Origin of the sequence: Streptomyces sp. NPDC055955 (assembly GCF_042270245.1) — a bacterium.
GTDB lineage: Bacteria > Actinomycetota > Actinomycetes > Streptomycetales > Streptomycetaceae > Streptomyces.
The window spans coordinates 181123-202321 of record NZ_JBHJYS010000003.1; the positions used below are offsets into that span (position 1 = coordinate 181123).

Genomic DNA, 21199 nt, shown 5'->3' on the forward strand with positions numbered 1-21199 from the left:
CGGGCCTCGACCAGAGTTACATGCCCGGACAGAGCGCGCATTTCGATCAGTAACGGACCGTACTCACCTCTCAAAACCGCAGGTCAGAGTAGTTGAGGGACCGTCAACCACCCCTCACCGACTCGTCGGCGGCGCCGCCCGCCCCGACCAGCCCCGTCGAGACACTGCCCAGGCGCGGCTCGAACCGCCGCATCTCGCGCTGCCCGACCGCCCCGATGATCCCGGGCAGATAGCCGCGGATGCCCTGCATGCCCCGCAGCCACCACTGCGCGTACACATGGCTGGAGCGCCGCTCGATGCCCGCGACGATCCGGTCGACGGCCGGGCCCAGCGGATACGTCTTGTTCGACGGCCACGGCAGCCGCTGCCGCAGCTCGCGCATCACCTCGTCCTGGTCGGCGCCGCGCACCATGTCGGTGTCGGTCCACGACAGGTACCCGACGCCGACCCGCACGCCCTTGTAGCCGACCTCGGCGCGCAAGCTGTGCGCGTACGCCTCGACGCCCGACTTCGACGCGCAGTACGCGGTCATCATGGGGGCCGGCGTGATCGCGGCGAGCGACGCGATCTGGAGCAGATACCCGCGGCTCTCCATGAGCACCGGCAGGAACGCCCGCGCCGTGACCGCAGATCCGATCAGGTTGACCTCGATGACACGGCGCCAGGCGACCGGGTCGGAGTCGAGGAACGGGCCGCCGTTGGCGACACCCGCGTTCGCGACGACGATGTCGACCTTCCCGAAGCGCTGCTTGACCTCCTCGGCGACCTGCGCCATCGCCACATGGTCGGTGACGTCGGCGTACCAGAAGTCGCTGTCGGTGTCGAGGCGTTGCGACACCGCCTTCAGCTCGTCCGGCTCCAGACCGACCAGCGCGATCTTTGCGCCGCGCGCCGCCAGCTTGCGGGCGAGCAGCTCCCCCACGCCGCGCGCGGCACCCGTGACGACCGCCACCTGTCCCTCGAGACTGACCCTGCTCATGCGGATGCCGCTCCCTTCAACTCGTCGTTCGTCTCGCCGTTCGTGACGTACCCGGCCAGTTCGCGGATGCGCTCGGTGACCAGGTCGGGCGCTTCGACGGGCGTCATGTGCCCGAGCCCGGTGAGTTCGGTGAGCCCCACGCACTCCGGCAGCGTCGCAGCCAGGCGCCGCGCGTGCACGACGGGCGTGAGCCGGTCGGCCGTACCGGCGATGACCGCCGTGGGCACCCGCAACTCGGCCACGCCCTCGTCGAGTTCGAGCTCGGCGAGGACGTGCGACCAGTGGTGGCGCACCTTGGTCGGGCAGGCGTGCACGATCCGCGCGCAGGCCTCGACCTTGTCCGGCGACGACCCCGCGCCCATGGTCGCGTAGCGCAGGACCTTCTTGCCGAGCGGCGTGACCGGCCCGAGCGGGGCCCGCGCGCCGAGCACGGCCGTCGTGATCCGGGTCCGCAGCCGCCCGGGCCGCAGCGGCAGCACGGTCGACTCGGCCACCAGCTGCGAACTGCCGGTGCTGCACAGCAGGACCGCGGCCGCGTGCTCACGGAACTTCGGCCGGCGCGAGGCGGCCATCATCGTCATGCCGCCCATGGAGTGCCCGGCGAGCACGGCCTTCTCACCCGGCGCGAGCGTCGCGCCGAGCACGGCCTCCAGGTCGTCGGCGAGCATCTGGGTCGAGTACGGGGCCTGCGCCGCGGGGCTGCGACCGTGGCCGCGCTGGTCGTACGCGACGACCCGGTGGTCAGCGGCAAGAGAACGTATCTGCGCGGCCCAGAACGCGGTCGAGCACGTCCACCCGTGGGCGAGCACCACGGCGGGCGCCCCTTCGGGGCCGTGCACCTCGACGTGCAGCCGGGCACCGTCGGCGGAGACCGCCGTCAGCTCACGCGCGGCCGCGGGCGGCGCGTAGGGACCGCTCACCACATGCATCAACCGGCTCATGCCGCTCCCGCCTCCACCTTGTCGTCCCGGCCCTTCTTCGTACGTCCCGCGGGTACCGCGGCCGGTTTCGCCGCCGGCGCCCTGACCACCTCGTACTCGCCGAGGTCGACCCGGCGCGTGGCGGTCCGGAACTCGGTCGTCGTGCCCGGCCACAGCGTGGTGTTCACGCCGCTCTCGTCGAGGTACCAGCTGCTGCAGCCGCCGGAGCTCCACACTGTGCGCTCCATCCGGTCCTGTACGCGGCGGTTCCACGCGTTCACCGCGGAGGGGCGCGGGTCGAGGGCGACACGACCGCCGAGCACGTCCAACTGGCGTACGTAGTCGGCCAGATAGTTCAGCTGGGACTCGATCATCAGGATCATCGAGGAGTTGCCGAGGCCGGTGTTCGGTCCGATGACGGTCATGAAGTTCGGGAACCCGGCCGCCGTCGCGCCGCGCAGCGCCTTCATGCCGTCCTTCCAGGACTCCATGAGCGTGTGCCCGTCGGCGCCCACGACCCGGTCGGCGATCGGCATGTCCGTGACGTGGAAGCCGGTACTGAAGACGATCGCGTCGACCTCGACCTCGCTGCCGTCGGCGGCGACCAGCGTGGAGCCGCGGATCTCGCTGAGCCCGGAGGCCACGACGTCGACATTCGGCTGCGCGAGCGCCGGGTAGTAGGTGTTGGACAGCAGGATGCGCTTGCAGCCGATGCGGTAGTCCGGCGTGAGCTTGGCGCGCAGGGCCGGGTCCTTGACGGACCGGTGGAGGTTGCGCTTGGCGAGCTGTTCGACGAGGCCCAGCTCATTGGGCCGCTTCGTGAACGCCTGCACCTGGAGTTCGCGGATGCCCCACAGCAGGCCGCGGCGGGCCTGCGTGGTGAACGGCAGCCGGCGGTGCAGCCAGCGCTCGGCGCCGGTGATGGCGCGGTCGGCGCGGGGCATGACCCACGGCGGGGTGCGCTGGAAGAGGGTCAGCTGCGCCACGTCGCGCTGGATGGCCGGCACGATCTGGATGGCGGAGGCGCCGGTGCCGATCACGGCGACGCGCTTGCCGCGCAGGTCGTAGTCGTGATCCCAGCGCGCGGAGTGGAAGACCTTGCCCGGGAAGGCGTCGAGGCCCTTGATGTCCGGCATCTTCGGGTCGGACAGCGGGCCGGTCGCCGAGACGACGACGTCGGCGGTGAGCGTCCCCTGCGACGTCTCGACCTCCCACCACAGCTTCTCGGTGTCCCAGCGCGCCCGCTTCACCTCGTGGTCGAAGCGGATGTGGGGGCGCAGCCGGAAGGTGTCGGCGACGCGCTCCAGGTACTTCCGGATGTGCTCCTGGCCGGAGAAGGTGCGCGGCCAGTCGGCGTTGGGCGCGAAGGAGAAGGAGTACAGGTGGGAGGGCACGTCGCACGCGCATCCCGGGTAGCTGTTGTCGCGCCAGGTGCCGCCCACGGCACCCGCCCGCTCCAGGACCACGAAGTCGGTGACGCCTTCGCGCCGCAGCCGGACCGCGGCCCCCAGACCACCGAACCCGGACCCGATCACCGCCACCCGTACGTGCTCATGCTCGTGCTCAGTCATCCCGGCGCCTCCCTAGCCGCACGACCATGCCAGTGAACACTGGCACAATGGGGAGAGTAGAGCAGCCGCGTACTGATGGGTAGGGGTCGGGACCACGAAAGTTACCGGCGGTACAACATAGGGTTCTCACGTGGCGAAGGAAGCGGCGGAAGCATCCGTGGAAGAAGCGGCGAAAGAGACGGCGAAAGGCACCGGCACCCGGGAGTTCCGCATGGAGGAGCTCGCGCGGGAAGCCGGCATCACCGTGCGCACCCTGCGCTTCTACCGCGAACGCAAGCTCATCCCGCCTCCGCGCCGCGAGGGCCGCATCGCCTGGTACGACGAGAGCCACCTGGCGCGCCTGCGCACCATCGCCGCCCTCCTGGAACGCGGCCACACCCTCAACGGCATCGCCGAACTCTCCGAGGCCTTCGACCGCGGCCGCGACGTCGGCGAACTCCTCGGCCTCGGCGAACCGTCCGAGGAGACCCCCGTCCGCCTCACCCCCGAGGAACTGGCCGACTACTTCGCGGGCCAGGTCACCCCGGACAACCTCGCAGCCGCGATGGACCTCGGCTACGTCGGCGTGGACGGCGAGGAGATCGTCCACGTCAGCCGGCGCCTGCTCGACGTCTCGGCCGCCCTGGTCCGCGAGGGCGTCCCGCTCGCCGACGTCCTCGCCGCCGCCAAACGCGTCCGCGCCCACGCGGAGGACCTGGCCGAACTCTTCACCGACCTGGTCCTCTCGCACGCCACGGAACACGACCTCCAGCGCCTGCGCCCGCTCGCCAAGAGCGTGGTCGAGGCGGAACTGTCCCTGGCCCTGGACCGCGCCCTGGCCAGGAAACCCGGAGAGTGAGCGGCCCCTCCGCCTACCTCGGCAACCACCAACGCGCCTTGTAGACACCACCGTCGACGAGGGTGTACGAGCCCGGCGGCCGGTGCACGGCGACCTTCGTCGTCCACCACGTCTCACCCAGGCCGTTCTCGGGCACCGTGCTGAGCACCCGCCCGGTCCGCGGATCGTCCCCCACCGCCTTCACCCCGGGCCGCACGATCTCGGCCGCACCGGCGAAGTCCTGCACGAAGACCCCGCCCGCGATGTCGTACTGGAACACGGAGGCGCTCGTGGTCACCCACAGCCGCCCCGGGCGCCCCGCCACCGGGAACAGGTCGTGCCCGCCGGGCGACTTCCCCGGCCTGGCGACCGGCAGGCCCACCGACGACAGCCGCGTCAGCGCGGGCCGCACCCGGCTGCCGCCCACCCGGTACGCGACCAACTCGTCATCGCCCTGTGCCCACAGCACGTCACGCCGGGCGTCCCAGTGCAGCCCGTGCGCACCCTTCAGCGTCACCTCGGCGAACCGCCGCGCGTGCGGGCCGAGCGACGCGGCGTAGAGCCTCACGAGCGCCCCCGTACTGCACGCGACGGCCACGTTCCCGTCCGGCAGGATCTCGATGCTGTGCGGGTTGAGGAGATCGTCGCCGGGCCCGAGCGTCGCACCCCAGTACCGCCGCCCCGAGGGATACGAGACGACGGCCGCGAACCCGAAGGACGCCGTGGTCAGCAGATACGTCCGCCCACGATGCACCCGGACCTTCGCCTCGGCCGGGTACACCCAGCTCTCGTCCGGCACGAGATCCCGATAGCGCGGGTCCCCGACGGGCGAGAACTGCCAGCGCACACAGGACGGATCGACCACCGGATCCCACACGGTCCGCCCCGGATCGAGCACGAGGATCCGTCTGCTCGCCTGCTCGGTGACCATGACCGCGGGCGCCCCGGAGGTCACCGCACGAGCTGCTCCCGGCGCCGCCACGGCCGCGACCCCGGCCCCCGCAGCCCCGAGCAGCACACGACGCCTGGAAGGAAGCACGGACATGAAGTCCCCCTGCACGGTTGACAGTTGACCACCCACGACGACCTGCCATGCACGCGCCCACAATCTGCCACGCCGCCCGGACGCGGGGACAGGCGTCCACCGGACTTTGTGAGGCGGGCCTGCCCGCGCCTCGAGGGTCTACTCGTAGACGACGGTCACCGGCGCGTGGTCCGACCACCGCTCGTCATGTGTGGCGGCCCGCTCGACGAAGCCCTTGACCGCCCGCCCGGCCAGTCCGGGCGTCGCGAGGTGGTAGTCGATCCTCCATCCTGCGTCGTTGTCGAAAGCCCGCCCCCGGTACGACCACCACGAGTACGGGCCCTCCTCGTCGGGGTGCAGGGAGCGCACCACGTCGACGTAGCCGCCGTCGGCCTCGTCGAGGACCTGTCCGAGCCAGTCGCGCTCCTCGGGGAGGAAACCGGAGTTCTTCTTGTTGGACTTCCAGTTCTTGAGGTCGGCCTCGCGGTGAGCGATGTTCCAGTCGCCGCACACGAGCACCTCGCGGCCCTCGGCGGCGGCTCGCTCGCGCAGGCCCTTCAGATAGGCCAGGAACTCGCCCATGAAGCGGATCTTCTCGTCCTGACGCTCGGTCCCGACCTCGCCGGAGGGCAGATAGAGGCTGGCGACGACGACGCCGGGGAGATCCACCTCGACGTACCGCCCGCTCCCGTCGAACTCCTCGGACCCGAAGCCGATCTGTACGCGTTCGGGCTCACGGCGTGTGTAGAGCGACACACCGGCCCGCCCCTTCGCACCGGCGGGGGCGTGCACGACGTGCCACCCCTCGGGCTCGCGCACCTCGTCGGGCAGCTGCTGCGGCTCCGCCCGCACCTCCTGGAGGCACAGGACGTCCGCGGAGGTCCCGGCCAGCCACTCCACGAAGCCCTTCTTTGCGGCGGCCCGCAGCCCGTTCACGTTGACACTCGTCACAGTCAGCACCGGGGCACCATACCGGCACACTGGAAGGGACAGCCGCATGCGACAGCATAGAGATACGATACTCAGCATGACTATTCAGCCCATGGCGCCCACCCTCCAGCGCGTCTCCTTCGGACACCCTGACGCGATCAAGCTGAACGACCGCGTCCAGCTCGAATACGCCGAGCGCTACGGCGACGACGGCGACGTCACCCCGCTCGACCCGACGATGTTCGACGCCCCGCGCGGCCTCTACCTGATCGCGTACGACGACGGGGGTACCCCGCTCGCCACCGGCGGCTGGCGGACCCAGGACCAGAACGACGAGGGATATTCGGACGGCGACGCCGAACTGAAGAGGATGTACGTCACGCCCGAGGCCCGGGGGCTGGGTCTGGCCCGTCGCATACTCGCGGCCCTGGAGGACGACGCCCGCGCCGCCGGCCGTTCCCGCATGGTCCTGGAGACGGGCCTCAAGCAGCCGGAGGCCATCGCCCTCTACGCGTCGAGCGGCTACACGCCCTGCACCAAGTTCGGCCACTACCGCTTCGAGGAACTGAGCCGCTGCTTCGCCAAGGCACTGTGACGCGCGCAACATCGCGGAACGGGCGCCACGGGGGAGGGGGCGAGCAGGCAAGGCAAGAGCCCCACCGGACGAATCCGGTGGGGCTCTTAATTGCGGTGGACCTGTGGGGATTTGAACCCCAGACCCCCTCGATGCGAACGAGGTGCGCTACCAGACTGCGCCACAGGCCCTTGCAACGAGTGAAACTCTAGCATCCCGATCGGGGTGCTTGGAAATCCGTTCCTGGCTGGTCAGCCAGGGTGGCTCCGGACGGGTCTCACTCGTTGGCCGCGCGGGGACGGCCGCCGTCGTCGTACTGGTCGAAGAGCGGGGTGCGGCCGCGCTCGCGCGAGCGGCGCGCGGAGGCGGCCCGGCGGGCGTCACTGCGCTCGTCCCCGATCCCGTCCGCGCCCTCGCACTCCTCGGACGCCGCCGCCGGCTCCTCGCCGCTGCGCCCGTCCGACTCCTGCTGCGCCGCGCCCGCCGTGCTGGAGCGGGCCGAGCTCCACGCGTCGGGGGCGCCGAGGTCGACGCTGCCCGCGGCGCGCGGGGCGACCGGGGCGGTCACATACGTCGGCAGGGGCACCGGGACCGGGTCCCAGCTGTCGCCGTGGCCGGGGCCGCGCTGCCGCTCGCGCTGCTGGTCGACCCACTCGGCGTGGTCGGTCTGTTCGACGAGCGCGCGCCGGTCGGCCGCGAGCGCCTCGAGGCCGGGGTCGGTCTCCACCTCTGGCGCAGGCCCCTCTTCGGCCTCCTCGGCGGCGGCCCGGCCCGCGGCCGGCTGGCGCCTGCGGGGCTGCCGCTCGCGCAGGCGCTGCGCCGCGACCTCCGCCTGACGCCGGTCCATCGTGTACGCGAAGCGGCGCCGCTCCTGGGCTCGCAGATAGAAGATGTACGAGCTGAGCAGCACGGCGGGCACCGCGGGCGCCCACAGGAACGCGAGCCCGCCGACGGCGGCGACGACGGCACCGGCCGTGAAGGCGAGGAAGAGCATGACGGTCGTACGGCGCCTGCGCGCGAGCACCTTGGAGCGGCGGGCGCGGGCGGCGGCGTCCGCCGAGGCGGCCTGTCGCTCGACCGCGGACCGCTCGGACGCGGACCGCTCGGACGCGGACCGCTCGGACGGCTGGCGGTCGGGGCCCTGGCGTCCGGTTGCCGACCTGCCGTCCGTGTGCGGGTCGCCGGCGGGCCGGTCGTGGTTCGGCCGGTCGTGCGCCTGCTGGTCGTGGGGGGCCCGGGCGGAGACCTGACGGTCGGGTGCCTGCCGGGCGGGCGAGGTCCTGGGCCGGGGCTCGGGGCGGGGTTCGGGTCCGGAGTGCCGCTCGTGGCGGGCGTCCCGGTTCTCGTTCCTGCGCTCCCCGCGGACCGGAGGCGCGGCGAAGGCCCGGACGTCCACCGAGTCGGTGACGTCGTCCGGGTCGCTGCGCTGCTCCTCCCCTTCGGGCGAGCGCGTCTGCAGGTCCTTGGCGTATCGGCGCTCCATGCCCGCCCGTCCGGACAGCAGCCGGATGGCGGTGCTGAAGCGTTCCGTCGGACGGGCCTCGTTCAGCTCGTCCTGCCTACGGAGCCACATCGGCACCAAGTAGGCGGCCCAGGCCCCGACGATGACTGCGTAGATGAGGCCGCTGCTGCTCACGCCTCACACGGTAGAGGGGTTTGCGTGGGGGCATCCGCCAATTGAGCCGGTGTGTCGCACGATCTGGCTGATATTTCGAGCTTTTTTTCCGACTGAGGCATCAACGCGCCACCCGTCGAGCGAATTTAATGCCCGCGGCGGACGATCCCCGATCAATTTCGAACACTTATTTTATTTTGGCGATGTGCCCGGTCGCCCCGCGGTGTTCGGACCACCCGGACCAGCGGCGTTGCCGCCCCGCTTGTGACGCCAGCGGCTCAGGAGGCCTTCCGGGACCTCCTCCGCCGTGAGCGCGAAGACGAGATGGTCACGCCACCCGCCGTCGATGTGGAGATAGCGGGGCCGCAGCCCTTCCTCACGGAATCCGAGTTTTTCGACGACCCGGCGGCTCGGCCCGTTCTCCGGGCGAATGCAGACCTCGATGCGGTGCAGGCCCACCGTGCGGAAGCAGTGGTCGACCGCCAGCGCCACCGCCGTCGGCATCACGCCGCGCCCGGCCACCGACTCGTCGACCCAGTAACCGACATGGCCCGAACACATGGAGCCCCAGGTGATCCCCGCCACCGTCAACTGCCCGACCAGGCGCCCCTGGTACTCGATGACGAAGGGCAGCATGCGCCCCGCGCTCGCCTCGGCGCGCAGATGGCGGACCATCTGACGGTAGGTCGGACGGTGGGCGACGGGGCCGCTGGGCGTGGGCGGCGGGATGGTCGCTTCCCAGGGGCGCAGCCAGTCGCGGTTGCGGCGGTTGACCTCGCGCCAGGCCCGTTGGTCGCGCAGTTTTATCGGGCGCAGGCAGACGTCACCGTCCGTCAGCTCGACCGGCCAGGATGGGCTGTTCAGCTCGCACCCCCGTCAGGTCTGGGGTGGTCGCCGCCGCGCAGCTGGTCGACGGCGTGGGTGAGCAGGGGGCCGAGTACGGCGAGGCCGTCCTTGACGCCGCCGGACGACCCGGGCAGGTTCACGATCAGGGTGCGTCCCGCGACGCCGGCGAGACCCCGGGAGAGGGCGGCCGTGGGCACTTTCTCGCGTCCGAACGCGCGGATGGCCTCGGGGATGCCGGGCACCTCGTGGTCGAGCACGCTGCGGGTGGCCTCGGGGGTCCGGTCGGTGGGCGAGATGCCGGTGCCGCCGGTGGTGAGGATGACGTCGTACCCGGCGCCGACACCGGCCACCAGCGCCTCGGCCACCGGGTCCCCGTCGGGCACGACCTGCGGTCCGTCGACCTGAAAGCCCAGGGCTTCGAGGCCCTTCACGATCCGGGGGCCGCCCGTGTCGGCGTAGACCCCGGCGGCGGCGCGGTTGGAGGCGGTGACGACCAGGGCGCGGTAGGGGCTCATTCCCCGGCCTCCGTGCGGGTCCAGTGGCCCGACTTGCCGCCCGTCTTCTCCTCGACGCGTACGTCCGTGATGACGGCGCCCTTGTCGACGGCCTTCACCATGTCGATCACCGTGAGCGCGGCCACCGAGACGGCCGTCAGGGCCTCCATCTCGACGCCCGTGCGGTCGGTGGTCTTCACCGTGGCGAGGATCTCGACCGCGTCGTCGGCGACGGACAGGTCCAGTTTCACTCCGGACACCGACAGCGGGTGGCAGAGCGGGATGAGGTCGGGCGTGCGTTTGGCACCCATGATTCCGGCGATGCGCGCCGTGGCGAGGGCGTCGCCCTTGGGCACTCCCTCGCCGCGCAGCAGCTCCACCACGCGGGGCGATACGAGGACGCGGCCGCTGGCACGGGCGGTGCGCGCGGTCACGTCCTTGGCGGACACGTCGACCATGCGGGCCGCGCCCGCCTCGTCGATGTGCGTCAGTCGGTCCTGCGAACTGCTCATGCTGCTCCGGCGCTCCCGGTCCGTGGGCCGCGCGGTGCGGCGCGCGGCCTGTTGTGCGCGACACGGTATCGCGCGGACCGGGCGCTCAGCCGAGGAGGACCACGTCCACTTCCGTTCCGGGCTCGGCCGACGTGGTCTTCTCGGGCAGGACGATCAGCGCGTCCGCGTGGGCGAGCGCGGCGACGAGGTGGGATCCGGAGCCGCCCACAGGGGCGACGGTCCCGGCCTCGGCGTCGTACGTCCCGCGCAGGAACTGGCGTCGTCCCGCGGGTGAACTGAGCGCCTTGGCCGACTTCAGGACCGCGCGGGCCGACGGGCGGTGGACGTCCGCCGCGGGCAGGCCCATGAGGGTGCGCACCGCGGGGCGTACGAACAGCTCGAAGGAGACGTACGAGGAGACGGGGTTGCCCGGCAGAGCGAGGAGCGGGGTGTGCTCGGGGCCGATGGTGCCGAAGCCCTGGGGCTTGCCCGGCTGCATGGCGAGCTTGCGGAACTCGACGCCGCTGCCGGCTCCGATGCCGGTCTCGTCCTCGGAGTCGCCCACGGAGGTCAGCGCCTCCTTCACGACGTCGTACGCGCCGACGCTGACGCCGCCCGTGGTGACGATGAGGTCGGCGCGGATCAGCTGGTCCTCGATGGTGGAGCGCAGTGTCTCCGCGTCGTCGGCGACCGCGCCGACGCGGTAGGCGATCGCTCCGGCGTCGCGGGCGGCGGCGGTGAGGGCGAAGCTGTTGGAGTCGTAGATCTGGCCCTCGGCCAACTCCTCGCCCGGCTGGACGAGTTCGCTGCCGGTGGACATGACGACCACGCGCGGGCGCGGGCGTACGCGTACGGTGCCGCGGCCGATCGCGGCGAGGAGGGCGATCTGGGGCGGGCCGAGGACCGTACCTGCCTCCAGGGCGCGGTCGCCCGTCTTCACGTCGCTGCCCTTGGCGCGCACGTGCGCGCGTGCCTCGGCGGGGCGGTGCACACGGACCTCGCCGGAGGCGCCCTCGGGGGCGGCGCTGTGGGCGCGCATCCCGGAGACCGGGCCTTCCCCCAGGCCGCCGTCGGTCCACTCGACGGGGACGACGGCCTCGGCGCCGGGCGGGAGCGGGGCGCCGGTCATGATGCGGGCGGCCTGGCCGGCCCCGACGCGGAGCAGCCCGGCCTGGCCCGCGGCGACGTCCCCCACGACCGTGAGCACCGCGGGGAAGTCCTCGCTGGCGCCCGCCACGTCGGCGGCCCTGACCGCGTACCCGTCCATCGAGCTGTTGTCGAAGGGGGGCAGCGAGAGGGGCACCGAGATGTCCTCGACGAGGACGCAGCCCTGCGCGTCGAGGAGCTGGAGCTCGATGGGCTCCAGCGGGCGGACCGTGGCGAGGATGTCCTCCAGGTGCTCCGCCACCGACCAGACGTGCTGCTGACCGGTGGCGTGCGTGGTCGTGCTGCTCAAGGTGCTACATCTCCTCGGTGACGTAACTGCGAAGCCAGGCGCGGAAGTCCGGGCCCAGGTCCTCACGTTCGCACGCGAGTCTGACAATGGCACGCAGATAGTCGCCACGGTCTCCGGTGTCATACCGGCGGCCCTTGAAGACGACGCCGTGGACGGGGCCACCGGCCTTCTCGTCGTCGGCGAGCTGCTGGAGGGCGTCGGTGAGCTGGATCTCGCCGCCGCGGCCCGGCTCGGTCCGGCGGAGTATCTCGAAGATCGCGGGGTCGAGGACATAGCGGCCGATGATCGCGTAGTTCGACGGAGCGTCCGCGGGGTCCGGCTTCTCGACCAGGCCGGTGATCTTGACGAGGTCGCTGTCCTCGGTCGCCTCGACGGCGGCGCAGCCGTAGAGGTGGATCTGCGAGGGCTCGACCTCCATGAGGGCGATGACGCTGCCGCCGCGCTGCTCCTGGACGTCGACCATGCGGGCGAGCAGGGGGTCGCGCGGGTCGATCAGGTCGTCGCCGAGGAGGACCGCGAAGGGCTCCTGGCCGACGTGGGGAGCCGCGCACAGGACGGCGTGACCGAGGCCCTTGGGGTCGCCCTGGCGGACGTAGTGCATGGTCGCGAGGTCGCTGGATTGCTGGACCTTGGCGAGGCGGCCGGCGTCGCCCTTCTTCTGGAGAGCCGACTCGAGCTCGTAGTTGCGGTCGAAGTGGTCCTCCAGGGGCCGCTTGTTGCGGCCTGTGATCATGAGCACGTCGTCGAGGCCGGCGGACACGGCCTCCTCGACGACGTACTGGATCGCCGGCTTGTCGACGACCGGCAGCATCTCCTTGGGCGTCGCCTTGGTGGCCGGCAGGAACCGGGTGCCGAGGCCTGCGGCGGGGATGACAGCCTTACTGATCCTGGGGTGCGACTCAGTCATGCGGTGAACCATATCCGTAGCGTCTGGGCGGAAGATTTGCTTCCAGTTAAGTTGGTGCCTATATGAGGGGTTTGTGAGCTGGCTATGTGTTTGTCAAAGACTGACAAGAACGCGTTGCGGGCAGAACTCCTCCAGGTGAGATCGGGGTTGCCCGCCGGTGACGTCGGGGCGGCGGCCGGGGCGCTCGCCCGTCGGGCGCTCGAACTTCCCGAGCTGGCACAGGCGCGGACCGTCGCCGCGTACGTCTCGGTCGGCCGGGAACCGGGCACCCGCGCGCTGCTCGACGCGCTCCACGCGCGCGGGGTACGCGTCCTGCTTCCCGTACTCCTCGAGGACAACGACCTGGACTGGGGCGCCTACGACGGACAGGGGTCCCTCGCCCGCGTGCAACATGCGGGGAAGATGGCCCTGTTGGAGCCCTCCGGGGAGCCGCTCGGCACCGAGGCCGTCGTGGAGGCCGACGCGGTGCTGCTGCCGGGCCTCGCGGTCGACGGGCGCGGCATGCGGCTCGGGCGCGGCGGCGGCTCGTACGACCGGGTCCTCGCGCGCCTCGAGCGCGCGGACGCTGATCCGGCCCTCGTGGTGCTCCTGTACGACGGCGAGGTCGTGGAGCGCGTCCCCGAGGAGCCGCACGACCGTCCCGTGCACGCCGTGGTGACGCCTTCGGGAGTGCGCCGCTTCCGGTGAACCGTGTGCCCCGGTGATGCGAAAGGGCCCTCCACGCGTGCGTGGAGGGCCCTTTCATGCGGTGTCGCCCCTCGTCAGGGCCGCAGCACCAGGGTGTCCTTCGTGTTCGCGCCGACCGCCTTCTCCGAGGAGACCCACGGAAGGAGTTCGCCCTTGGACCACTTCTCGGTCTGGTCGGTGTAGTGCGCGCTGAACGCGTGCCCCGAGGCTCCGGTGAGGTTGATCCACTTGGACTTGTCGAGGTCCGCGAGGTTGACCACCATGCGCATCGACGGGACCCAGATGACGCCGTAGCCGCCGGCCGCGTTCCAGCCGGTCGCGTCCACGGCCGCCTCGCCGCCGCCGAGCTTCCACGGGCCGCGGTTGAGCGTGTACTGGAGCCAGCCGGGCCCGTTCGTGCCGAGGGTCTGGTTCTTCAGGCTCAGCTGGTGCAGCCGGCCCCAGCTCCAGGTGTCGACATCCTTGCCGAGCTTGGCCGTGACGTCCCAGCGCGCGTCCTCCATGGCCCGCGCGAACAGCTGGTCGCGGGTCTTGGTCTCGGCGTCGGTGCGGGTGGCCGGGGCCTTCCACCAGTCGTTGTTCTCATCATTGATGATCTTGCGGACGACCTCGAACCAGCGGTCGCCGCCGTCCGGCTGCGCCGAGTCCGCGTCGCGCTCGCCGCACTCGCGCACCCGGCGGTCCTCGTCCGCCGGGCCGGTGTCACCGGCCGGCTCGACGCTCAGGCACTGGCCCTTGACCCGCAGCTCCTTGGGGAGCTTGTTGCCGAAGGACAGCTTGAGGATGTTGCGCCAGACCGAGTTGAAGTACGCGGCGGCCGCCGAGTCCGGGTTCTGGGTGTAGTCCCAGTTCTCCAGGAGCTTCTGCGCCTCACGGACGTACTTGTCCGAGACGTCGATCTTGAGCAGCTTGGGCACGAGCAGCTTGGCGATCTCGCTGCTGTTGTCCATCTGCATGGTGCGCATGTCGTCGGTGGAGATCTTGCCGCCGCCGGCGATCTTCGACTCGATCAGATCGGTGATGCGCTGGCTGCGCGTGCCGTAACCCCAGTCGGAGGTGAGGTGGTACGGGTACTTGTCCTTGTCGATGACGGCCTGGTTGGCGGTCACGATGTAGCCGCGCTTGGGGTTGTACTCGTACGGCAGCGCGGACTGCGGGATGTAGCTCTTCCAGCGGTACGCGGGGTCCCAGCCGGGGGCGGGCAGCGAGCCGTCGCCCTTGCCGCGGACCGGGATCTTGCCGGGCGCCTGGTAGCCGATGTTGCCCTTGGTGTCGGCGTAGATCAGGTTCTGCGAGGGCACCTCGAAGTCGGCGGCGGCCTTGCGGAACTGCGTCCAGTCCTTCGCCTTGTTCAGCTCGAACACGGCGTCCATGGACTTGCCGGGGGTCAGCGCGGTCCAGCGCAGCGAGACCCCGTAGCCGTCGCCCCGGTCGGGGGCGGCCGTGTCGACCTTCGCCTTCCTGCCGACCTTGACCAGCTCGTCGTCCCGGTCGGAGATCAGCGGACCGTTGTTGGTCTCGCGGACGGTGATGGTCTTGTCGTCGCCGCCGGCGACCTTGATGGTCTCCTTGCGGGTCTTGAACGGGACCGTCTTGCCGTCGTACTGGTAACCGCCGCCGCTGTTCAGCTTCTCCAGGTACAGGTCGGTGACGTCGGCGCCGAGGTTGGTCATGCCCCAGGAGATGTCCTGGTTGTGGCCGATGATCACGCCGGGCATCCCGGAGAACGTGTATCCCGTGACGTCGTACTGGCACGAGGCCGACAGGCTCCGGCAGTGCAGGCCCATCTGGTACCAGACCGACGGGAGCTGCGGCGACAGGTGCGGGTCGTTGGCGAGCAGCGGCTTCCCGGTGATGGTGTGCGCTCCGGACACCACCCACGAGTTGGAGCCGATGCCGTTGCCGTTCGGGCCGACGGCCGCGGGGACCTGGTCCAGGGCGTCGGAGAGCCCGGTCAGCTGGCTCTGGAGGCCGTCGGGGGCCTCGGTGTCGCCGGCGAGACCGGTGCCTGCGGCGCTCTCGGTGCCGGTACCGGTGGAGGTACCCGTTCCGGTGCTCGTACCCGTGCCCGTGCCGGTTTGATTTCCGGACCCGCCGGAGCCCGCCCCGTAGGAGCCGGTCGCGCTGTCGTAGGAACCCGACTGGACGATCGCCTTGTTCCGGTCGTACGGGTAGTCCGGGTACAGGTCCGCGATCTGCTGCGGGCCGAGGCGGCTCGTCATCAGGGAGCGGTCGATCTCTTCCTGCATGTTGCCGCGCAGGTCCCACGCCATCGCCTTGAGCCAGGCCACGGAGTCGGCCGGCGTCCACTTCTGCGGCGCGTAGTCGTTGGTGAACCCGAGCGCCGCGTACTCGACGGAGATGTCCCCGCCGTCCTTGCCGGCGAGGTAGGCGTTGACTCCCTTGGAGTACGCCCGGAGGTACTTCTTCGTCTCGGGCGAGAGCTTGGTGTCGTACTCCTTCTGGGCCACCCGGTGCCAGCCGAGCGTCCGCAGGAACTCATCGGTCTTGACCTGGCTCTTGCCGAACATCTCGGAGAGTCGGCCGGAGGTCATATGGCGGCGGACGTCCATCTCCCAGAAGCGGTCCTGCGCCTGCACATAGCCCTGGGCCATGAACAGGTCCTCGTCGGACGAGGCATAGACCTGAGGGATCCCGTAGGAGTCCCGCTTCACATCCACGGGACCGGAGAGCCCGTCGAGCTTGATCGAGCCCTTCGTCTGCGGGAAGGAGGCACGCACGGTACTGACGCTCCAGTACGTGCCGTAGCCGATGCCCGCGACAATGGCCAGGACCAGCACGATCACGATCAGTCGGGCTCTGCGCCCCTTCTTCTTGCCGGACGAATGGCCGGAAGAGGCGTTGGTGTTCGAGGGCATCGCTGTCCTTGCTGTCCTTCGCGAGCGGCAGAGCGGGCTGCAGGCGGGCTGTGGGGTCACGGAGCGCTGGAGCAACCATAGGCGCAGGGCACGGCGGCCTCGGACGCGGTGTCAAGAACCCGGGGCCCCAAACCGCCCGAGGTCGACCCGGACGGCGTCAAGAAAGCGTTAACGATTAGGTAAGGTAACGAAGTACCTGGTCGTTCCGTGGCGTCCCGTGCATCCGTACGGGCCCTCTCCCGTACGACCTTCGGAGGAAGGAAACAGCCCCTGACTGTCCACCACCTCAACCAGCTCCTGCTCGTCTGTTCGCTGGTCCTGCTGATCGCCGTGGCGGCCGTGCGCATCTCCTCGCGCAGCGGTCTGCCGAGCCTGCTCCTCTACCTCGGCATCGGGGTGGCGATGGGTCAGGACGGCATCGGCAACGTGTCGTTCAGCAACGCCGAGCTGACGCAGGTCATCGGCTACGCGGCCCTCGTCGTGATCCTGGCCGAGGGCGGCCTCGGCACGAAGTGGAAAGAGATCGAACCGGCGCTGCCGGCCGCCGTCATGCTGTCGCTGGTCGGCGTCGCCGTCAGCGTGGGTGTGACGGCCGCCGGGGCGCACTACGTCGTGGGCCTGGAGTGGCGGCAGGCGCTCATCATCGGCGCGGTGGTGTCCTCGACGGACGCCGCGGCCGTCTTCTCCGTGCTGCGCAGGGTGCCCCTGCCGTCCCGCGTGACGGGCGTCCTGGAGGCCGAGTCCGGCTTCAACGACGCCCCTGTGGTGATCCTTGTGGTGGCCTTCTCCACGGCCGGACCCGTCGAGCACTGGTACGCCCTCATCGGCGAGATCACCCTCGAACTCGCGATCGGCGCCGCGATCGGGATCGCGGTGGGCTGGCTCGGCTCCTTCGGTCTGCGGCACGTCGCGCTGCCCGCCTCCGGCCTCTACCCGATCGCCGTCATGGCCATCGCGGTCAGCGCGTACGCCGCCGGAGCCATGGCCCACGGCAGCGGATTCCTCGCCGTCTACCTCGCCTCGATGGTCCTCGGCAACGCGAAACTGCCGCACTGGCCCGCCACGCGCGGCTTCGCCGAAGGGCTCGGCTGGATCGCGCAGATCGGCATGTTCGTCCTGCTCGGCCTGCTCGTCACCCCGCACGACCTCGTGGACGACGCGTGGCCCGCGATCGTCATCGGCCTCGTCCTGACGATGGTGGCGCGCCCCCTCAGCGTCGTCCTGAGCCTTCTGCCGTTCCGGATGCCCTGGCAGGAGAAGGCCCTCATGTCCTGGGCCGGACTGCGCGGCGCGGTGCCCATCATCCTGGCGACCATCCCGATGGTGAACGGCGTCGACGACAGCACCCGGATCTTCAACATCGTCTTCGTCCTCGTGGTCGTCTACACGCTCGTCCAGGGACCGACGCTGCCCTGGCTCGCCCGGAAGCTGCGGCTCGGCAGCGACTCCGCGTCCGCCGCCGACCTCGGCATCGAATCGGCGCCCCTGGAGCGGCTGCGCGGACATCTGCTGTCCGTGACGATCCCCGAGGGGTCCCGGATGCACGGCGTCGAGGTCAGCGAGCTGCGCATGCCCTCGGGCGCCGCCGTCACGCTCGTCGTGCGCGAGAAGCAGTCCTTCGTGCCGCTGCCGACGACCGTCCTGCGGCACGGCGACGAACTGCTCGTGGTGGCGACGGACCAGGTGCGGGACGAGGCCGAGGCCCGGCTGCGCGCCGTGGCACAGGGCGGCAAGCTCGCCGGATGGCTCTCGGGGAACGGGTCCCCGGGGCGCGGACGGCGGGCCCACTAGGGCCCGGCGCAGACGGCGGGCCCACTAGGGCCTTTCGTCCGGATCGGGGCGGACCAGGGAGCGGGTGCTCAGGGCGCGGGCACCCCAAGTTTTCCGACCCGGCGCCCCAGGTCCCGCCCCGGCGCCCTCGCTCCCGTCCGGGCACCGAAGCCGGGGCACCTCGCGGAGCCGGCGGGTGGATGGCGGGCCGCTTGCCGGTGGATGAAGTTCCGCTACGCGGAAGAAAGAGGCCCGTCCGGCCGTTAGCATGGGCGGTACACACTTGAAGTTCCACCGACTCTGCCTGATGTAGAGCCGGCGCGACCGCAAAGCGGCCGCGGTTCCCTTGCATACCCTGCATGGCCCAGGCCCTCCTGGCGCGAACCCCGGTATCACTCGGTTCCCGGCGCATGAGGACGGCTCTCGGCGCACCCCACCGGGTAAGCGCTACCAGGCGGCAGAAAGGCAAGGGCCGTGCCAGAGAATTACACGGCCACGGTCACCGACAAGCGCCCCGGATACGGACAGCTGCTGCGCACCCGCGGCGCCTGGACGTTCCTGATCCCAGGCTTCGCCGCCCGGCAGCCGTTCGCGATGCTCACCATCTCGACGGTCCTGCTCGTGCAGCACACCACCGGCTCGTACGGCACCGCCGGCGCCGTCTCCGCCACCACCGGCGTCTCCATGGCGCTGTTCGCCCCCTTCACCGGCAAGCTCGCCGACCGCTTCGGGCAGCGCGCCGTCCTCGTGCCCGGCGTCCTGCTGCACACGGCGTCCGTGCTCCTGCTGACGCTGCTCGCGCTCAGCGACGCCCCCCTGTGGGCCCTGTTCGCCGCGGCGGTCCCGACCGGCGCCTCCACCCCGCAGATCGGGCCCATGGTGCGGGCCCGCTGGGGCGTCAAGCTTCAGGGCTCACCGCTCATGACCACGGCCGCCGCCTTCGAGTCGGTCACGGACGAGTTCACCTTCGTGCTCGGCCCGCTCTTCGCGACCGCCCTGTGCACCGGCGTTCACCCCGCCGCCGGTCTCGTCACCGAGGCGTCCCTGACACTCGTGGGCGGACTCCTGTTCGCCGCCCAGCGCGGCACGCAGCCCCGGCCCTCTCGGTCCACCGATGACATCCACGCGCGCGTGGAGCACGTTTCCGCGCTGCGCGTCCCCGGAGTGCGCGTCCTGATCGTGGCGTTCCTCGGCATCGGCTCCGTCTTCGGCGGCATGCAGGTCGCCCTGGCCGCCTTCACCGAGTCGATCGGCGAGCCCGGCCTGAACGGTGTCCTGTACGGGACGTTCGCCGCGGGCAACATGCTCTCCGGCATCGCCTGCGGAGCCGTCGCCTGGAAGATCGCGCCCCAGCGTCGCCTCCTGCTCGCCTACACCGCCCTCGCCGTGACCGCCTCCGGCCTCTGGGCCGCGCAGTCCGTGCTCCTGCTCGCCGGGATCGGCCTGCTGGTGGGCACGTGCATCGCCCCGGCCCTGATCACCGGGTACACGCTCGTCGAGAAGCTGGTCCCCCCGACCGCCCGGACCGAGGCCTTCACCTGGCTCACGGGCGCGGTCGCGCTCGGCCAGGCGGCGGCCGTGACGGTCGCCGGCCAGCTGGAGGACCGCCTCTGGGACGGCGCCGGATTCCTCGTCCCGATGGGCGGCACCGTGCTCGCCCTGCTGCTCCTGGCGACCCTGCGGTCCCGCCTCGTCCCGCCGTCGACGGGCCTGACCGTGGCGCGTGGCGTCGGTCACCGAGTGCCCGTGTCAGTGGACTGATCTCGCGGAATACGTCACTATGGATTGTCGTTAGCACTCATCGAGTGAGAGTGCCAGGAGGAAGCAAGTGCCGACGTACCAGTACCAGTGCACCGAATGCGGCGAGGGCCTCGAGGCCGTGCAGAAGTTCACCGATGACGCCCTGACCGTGTGCCCCAGCTGTGACGGACGCCTCAAGAAGGTGTTCTCGGCGGTCGGCATCGTCTTCAAGGGATCGGGCTTCTACCGCAACGACAGCCGCGGCTCCTCGTCGAGCAGCTCGCCGGCGTCGTCGGCGGCGAAGCCGACCTCGGACACGAAGTCTTCGTCCTCGGACTCCAAGTCGTCCGGGTCGTCCTCCACGTCGACGTCCTCGGCCTCCGCTTCGTCTTCCTCTTCGAGCTCGTCCTCGAGTTCTTCCGCCGCGTAAGGCCGCTCGGCCGCTGCGGCCGAGTTCTTACGGAACCCTGTCGTCCTCGGACGACGGGGTTTTCGGCGTTCCCGGGCGGATACTGTGCCGGACATGGCGAATACAGTTCCGGGCACGGCTCACACGGCGAACACACGGGTCACGGCCGAGATCGGCGTCATCGGCGGCTCCGGCTTCTACTCGTTCCTGGACGACGTGACCGAGGTCCGGGTCGACACCCCGTACGGAGCGCCGAGCGACTCGCTCTTCCTGGGCGAGATCGCGGGCCGCAAGGTCGCCTTCCTGCCCCGCCACGGCCGCGGCCACCATCTGCCGCCGCACCGCATCAACTACCGCGCCAACCTCTGGGCCCTGCGCTCCGTGGGCGTCCGGCAGGTCCTCGGCCCGTGCGCCGTGGGCGGCCTTCGGCCCGAGTTCGGACCGGGGACGCTCCTGGTGCCGGACCAGTTCGTGGACCGGACGAAGGCCCGCGCGCAGACGTACTTCGACGGGGAGCCGCTGGCGGACGGGACCGTGCCGAACGTGGTGCACGTGTCGCCCGCCGACCCCTACTGCCCGGCCGGGCGCCGGGCCGCCGTGAAGGCGGCACGCGACCATGACTGGGAGCCGGTGGACGGCGGGACGCTCGTCGTGGTCGAGGGGCCGCGGTTCTCGACCCGCGCCGAGTCCCGCTGGCATGCCGCCCAGGGCTGGTCGGTGGTCGGCATGACCGGGCACCCCGAGGCGATGCTCGCGCGTGAACTCGAGCTCTGCTACACGTCGTTGACCCTGGTCACCGACCTCGACGCGGGCGCCGATTCGGGCGAGGGCGTGTCGCACGACGAGGTTCTCCAGGTCTTCGCCGCCAATGTCGACCGGCTGCGGACGGTGCTCTTCGACGCGGTGGCGGGGCTGCCGGCGGAGAGCGAGCGGGACTGCCTGTGCGCGAGGGCGCTCGGGGGGATGGATCCGGGGATCGTGCTGCCGTAGCGGCGCGCCGACCGGTGGTGAGGGGTGCCGGCCGGTGCTGACGGGGTGCCGGCCGGTGGTGACGGGTGGTGGCGCGCGCTGGCCAGTGCTGAACTTCGCC

Annotated in this window: 19 protein-coding genes and 1 tRNA gene; 7 read left to right on the forward strand and 13 right to left on the reverse strand. The window is 71.0% G+C overall.

The window, feature by feature from the left end; all coding sequences use genetic code 11:
• Positions 1-103: 103 nt before the first annotated feature.
• Genes ACFC96_RS06900 through ACFC96_RS06910 form a run of 3 tightly spaced genes read right to left on the reverse strand, consistent with a single transcriptional unit; the run spans position 104 to position 3470 of the window.
• On the reverse strand, positions 104-979 hold the full coding sequence (locus ACFC96_RS06900) for an SDR family oxidoreductase (protein ID WP_376610678.1): 876 nt from the start codon (positions 977-979) through the stop codon (positions 104-106).
• Positions 976-1920 (reverse strand): alpha/beta fold hydrolase, encoded by a 945-nt coding sequence (locus ACFC96_RS06905; RefSeq protein WP_376610680.1) that lies wholly within the window; start codon positions 1918-1920, stop codon positions 976-978. Before ACFC96_RS06905 ends, ACFC96_RS06900 begins: the two co-directional genes overlap by 4 nt.
• Entirely contained in the window at positions 1917-3470 is a 1554-nt protein-coding gene (locus tag ACFC96_RS06910) for a flavin-containing monooxygenase (protein ID WP_376262157.1), read from the reverse strand. Before ACFC96_RS06910 ends, ACFC96_RS06905 begins: the two co-directional genes overlap by 4 nt.
• Positions 3471-3681: 211 nt before the next feature.
• Between ACFC96_RS06910 and ACFC96_RS06915 the strand changes: the two genes are divergently transcribed.
• Positions 3682-4308, forward strand: a complete 627-nt coding sequence (locus tag ACFC96_RS06915) for a MerR family transcriptional regulator (protein ID WP_376262561.1) — start codon at positions 3682-3684, stop codon at positions 4306-4308.
• A 13-nt stretch (positions 4309-4321) separates the two neighbouring features.
• Here the strand turns inward: ACFC96_RS06915 and ACFC96_RS06920 are convergent, their stop codons facing one another.
• Entirely contained in the window at positions 4322-5332 is a 1011-nt protein-coding gene (locus ACFC96_RS06920; protein ID WP_376610682.1) for a DUF6528 family protein, read from the reverse strand.
• 138 nt (positions 5333-5470) lie between these two features.
• Positions 5471-6271, reverse strand: a complete 801-nt coding sequence (gene xth / locus ACFC96_RS06925) for an exodeoxyribonuclease III (protein ID WP_376262151.1) — start codon at positions 6269-6271, stop codon at positions 5471-5473.
• A 67-nt stretch (positions 6272-6338) separates the two neighbouring features.
• Here xth and ACFC96_RS06930 point away from each other — a divergent pair, with 67 nt between their 5' ends.
• Entirely contained in the window at positions 6339-6836 is a 498-nt protein-coding gene (locus tag ACFC96_RS06930) for a GNAT family N-acetyltransferase (protein WP_376262148.1), read from the forward strand.
• A 96-nt stretch (positions 6837-6932) separates the two neighbouring features.
• Here ACFC96_RS06930 and ACFC96_RS06935 read toward each other — a convergent pair.
• The 7 genes from ACFC96_RS06935 to galU form a co-directional block, all read right to left on the reverse strand.
• Positions 6933-7006 (reverse strand) — tRNA-Ala (locus tag ACFC96_RS06935).
• 86 nt (positions 7007-7092) lie between these two features.
• Positions 7093-8451, reverse strand: coding sequence for a gephyrin-like molybdotransferase receptor GlpR (glpR, locus tag ACFC96_RS06940; protein ID WP_376610684.1), 1359 nt, complete (start codon positions 8449-8451; stop codon positions 7093-7095).
• A 171-nt stretch (positions 8452-8622) separates the two neighbouring features.
• Entirely contained in the window at positions 8623-9294 is a 672-nt protein-coding gene (locus ACFC96_RS06945) for a GNAT family N-acetyltransferase (protein ID WP_376262558.1), read from the reverse strand.
• Entirely contained in the window at positions 9291-9791 is a 501-nt protein-coding gene (locus ACFC96_RS06950; protein ID WP_376262143.1) for a molybdenum cofactor biosynthesis protein B, read from the reverse strand. Before ACFC96_RS06950 ends, ACFC96_RS06945 begins: the two co-directional genes overlap by 4 nt.
• Positions 9788-10282: a cyclic pyranopterin monophosphate synthase MoaC gene (moaC, locus tag ACFC96_RS06955; protein ID WP_376262140.1), complete on the reverse strand. Its 495-nt coding sequence runs from the start codon at positions 10280-10282 to the stop codon at positions 9788-9790. Before moaC ends, ACFC96_RS06950 begins: the two co-directional genes overlap by 4 nt.
• A gap of 85 nt (positions 10283-10367) precedes the next feature.
• On the reverse strand, positions 10368-11717 hold the full coding sequence (gene glp / locus ACFC96_RS06960; protein ID WP_376610686.1) for a gephyrin-like molybdotransferase Glp: 1350 nt from the start codon (positions 11715-11717) through the stop codon (positions 10368-10370).
• A 4-nt stretch (positions 11718-11721) separates the two neighbouring features.
• Positions 11722-12624 (reverse strand): UTP--glucose-1-phosphate uridylyltransferase GalU, encoded by a 903-nt coding sequence (gene galU, locus ACFC96_RS06965; protein WP_376262134.1) that lies wholly within the window; start codon positions 12622-12624, stop codon positions 11722-11724.
• Positions 12625-12714: 90 nt separating this feature from the next.
• Here galU and ACFC96_RS06970 point away from each other — a divergent pair, with 90 nt between their 5' ends.
• Positions 12715-13311, forward strand: a complete 597-nt coding sequence (locus ACFC96_RS06970; RefSeq protein ID WP_376262131.1) for a 5-formyltetrahydrofolate cyclo-ligase — start codon at positions 12715-12717, stop codon at positions 13309-13311.
• A 74-nt stretch (positions 13312-13385) separates the two neighbouring features.
• Here ACFC96_RS06970 and ACFC96_RS06975 read toward each other — a convergent pair whose 3' ends face one another.
• Positions 13386-16190: a penicillin acylase family protein gene (locus ACFC96_RS06975; RefSeq protein ID WP_376262128.1), complete on the reverse strand. Its 2805-nt coding sequence runs from the start codon at positions 16188-16190 to the stop codon at positions 13386-13388.
• Positions 16191-16397: 207 nt separating this feature from the next.
• Here ACFC96_RS06975 and ACFC96_RS06980 point away from each other — a divergent pair, with 207 nt between their 5' ends.
• The 4 genes from ACFC96_RS06980 (at position 16398) to ACFC96_RS06995 (ending at position 21099) form a co-directional block, all read left to right on the forward strand.
• Positions 16398-17981: a potassium/proton antiporter gene (locus ACFC96_RS06980; RefSeq protein ID WP_376262125.1), complete on the forward strand. Its 1584-nt coding sequence runs from the start codon at positions 16398-16400 to the stop codon at positions 17979-17981.
• Between the two features lie 453 nt (positions 17982-18434).
• A complete protein-coding gene (locus ACFC96_RS06985; protein ID WP_376262122.1) occupies positions 18435-19721 on the forward strand; it encodes an MFS transporter in 1287 nt (428 codons plus the stop codon).
• Positions 19722-19788: 67 nt separating this feature from the next.
• A complete protein-coding gene (locus tag ACFC96_RS06990; protein ID WP_376262119.1) occupies positions 19789-20130 on the forward strand; it encodes an FmdB family zinc ribbon protein in 342 nt (113 codons plus the stop codon).
• Between the two features lie 93 nt (positions 20131-20223).
• Positions 20224-21099 carry an S-methyl-5'-thioadenosine phosphorylase gene (locus ACFC96_RS06995; RefSeq protein ID WP_376262117.1) on the forward strand — a complete coding sequence of 292 codons (876 nt, stop codon included), beginning with the start codon at positions 20224-20226 and terminating at the stop codon, positions 21097-21099.
• Positions 21100-21199: the final 100 nt, after the last annotated feature.

Excerpts from the sequence above, each read along its gene's own strand:
- ACFC96_RS06995 (WP_376262117.1), top strand. The coding sequence starts at position 20,224 with ATGGCGAATACAGTTCCGGGCACGGCTCACACGGCGAACACACGGGTC.
- ACFC96_RS06930 (WP_376262148.1), top strand. The coding sequence starts at position 6,339 with ATGACTATTCAGCCCATGGCGCCCACCCTCCAGCGCGTCTCCTTCGGA.
- ACFC96_RS06950 (WP_376262143.1), bottom strand. The coding sequence starts at position 9,791 with ATGAGCCCCTACCGCGCCCTGGTCGTCACCGCCTCCAACCGCGCCGCC.
- ACFC96_RS06910 (WP_376262157.1), bottom strand. The coding sequence starts at position 3,470 with ATGACTGAGCACGAGCATGAGCACGTACGGGTGGCGGTGATCGGGTCC.
- galU (WP_376262134.1), bottom strand. The coding sequence starts at position 12,624 with ATGACTGAGTCGCACCCCAGGATCAGTAAGGCTGTCATCCCCGCCGCA.
- ACFC96_RS06900 (WP_376610678.1), bottom strand. The coding sequence starts at position 979 with ATGAGCAGGGTCAGTCTCGAGGGACAGGTGGCGGTCGTCACGGGTGCC.
- ACFC96_RS06975 (WP_376262128.1), bottom strand. The coding sequence starts at position 16,190 with ATGCCCTCGAACACCAACGCCTCTTCCGGCCATTCGTCCGGCAAGAAG.
- ACFC96_RS06915 (WP_376262561.1), top strand. The coding sequence starts at position 3,682 with ATGGAGGAGCTCGCGCGGGAAGCCGGCATCACCGTGCGCACCCTGCGC.
- ACFC96_RS06920 (WP_376610682.1), bottom strand. The coding sequence starts at position 5,332 with ATGTCCGTGCTTCCTTCCAGGCGTCGTGTGCTGCTCGGGGCTGCGGGG.
- moaC (WP_376262140.1), bottom strand. The coding sequence starts at position 10,282 with ATGAGCAGTTCGCAGGACCGACTGACGCACATCGACGAGGCGGGCGCG.
- ACFC96_RS06905 (WP_376610680.1), bottom strand. The coding sequence starts at position 1,920 with ATGAGCCGGTTGATGCATGTGGTGAGCGGTCCCTACGCGCCGCCCGCG.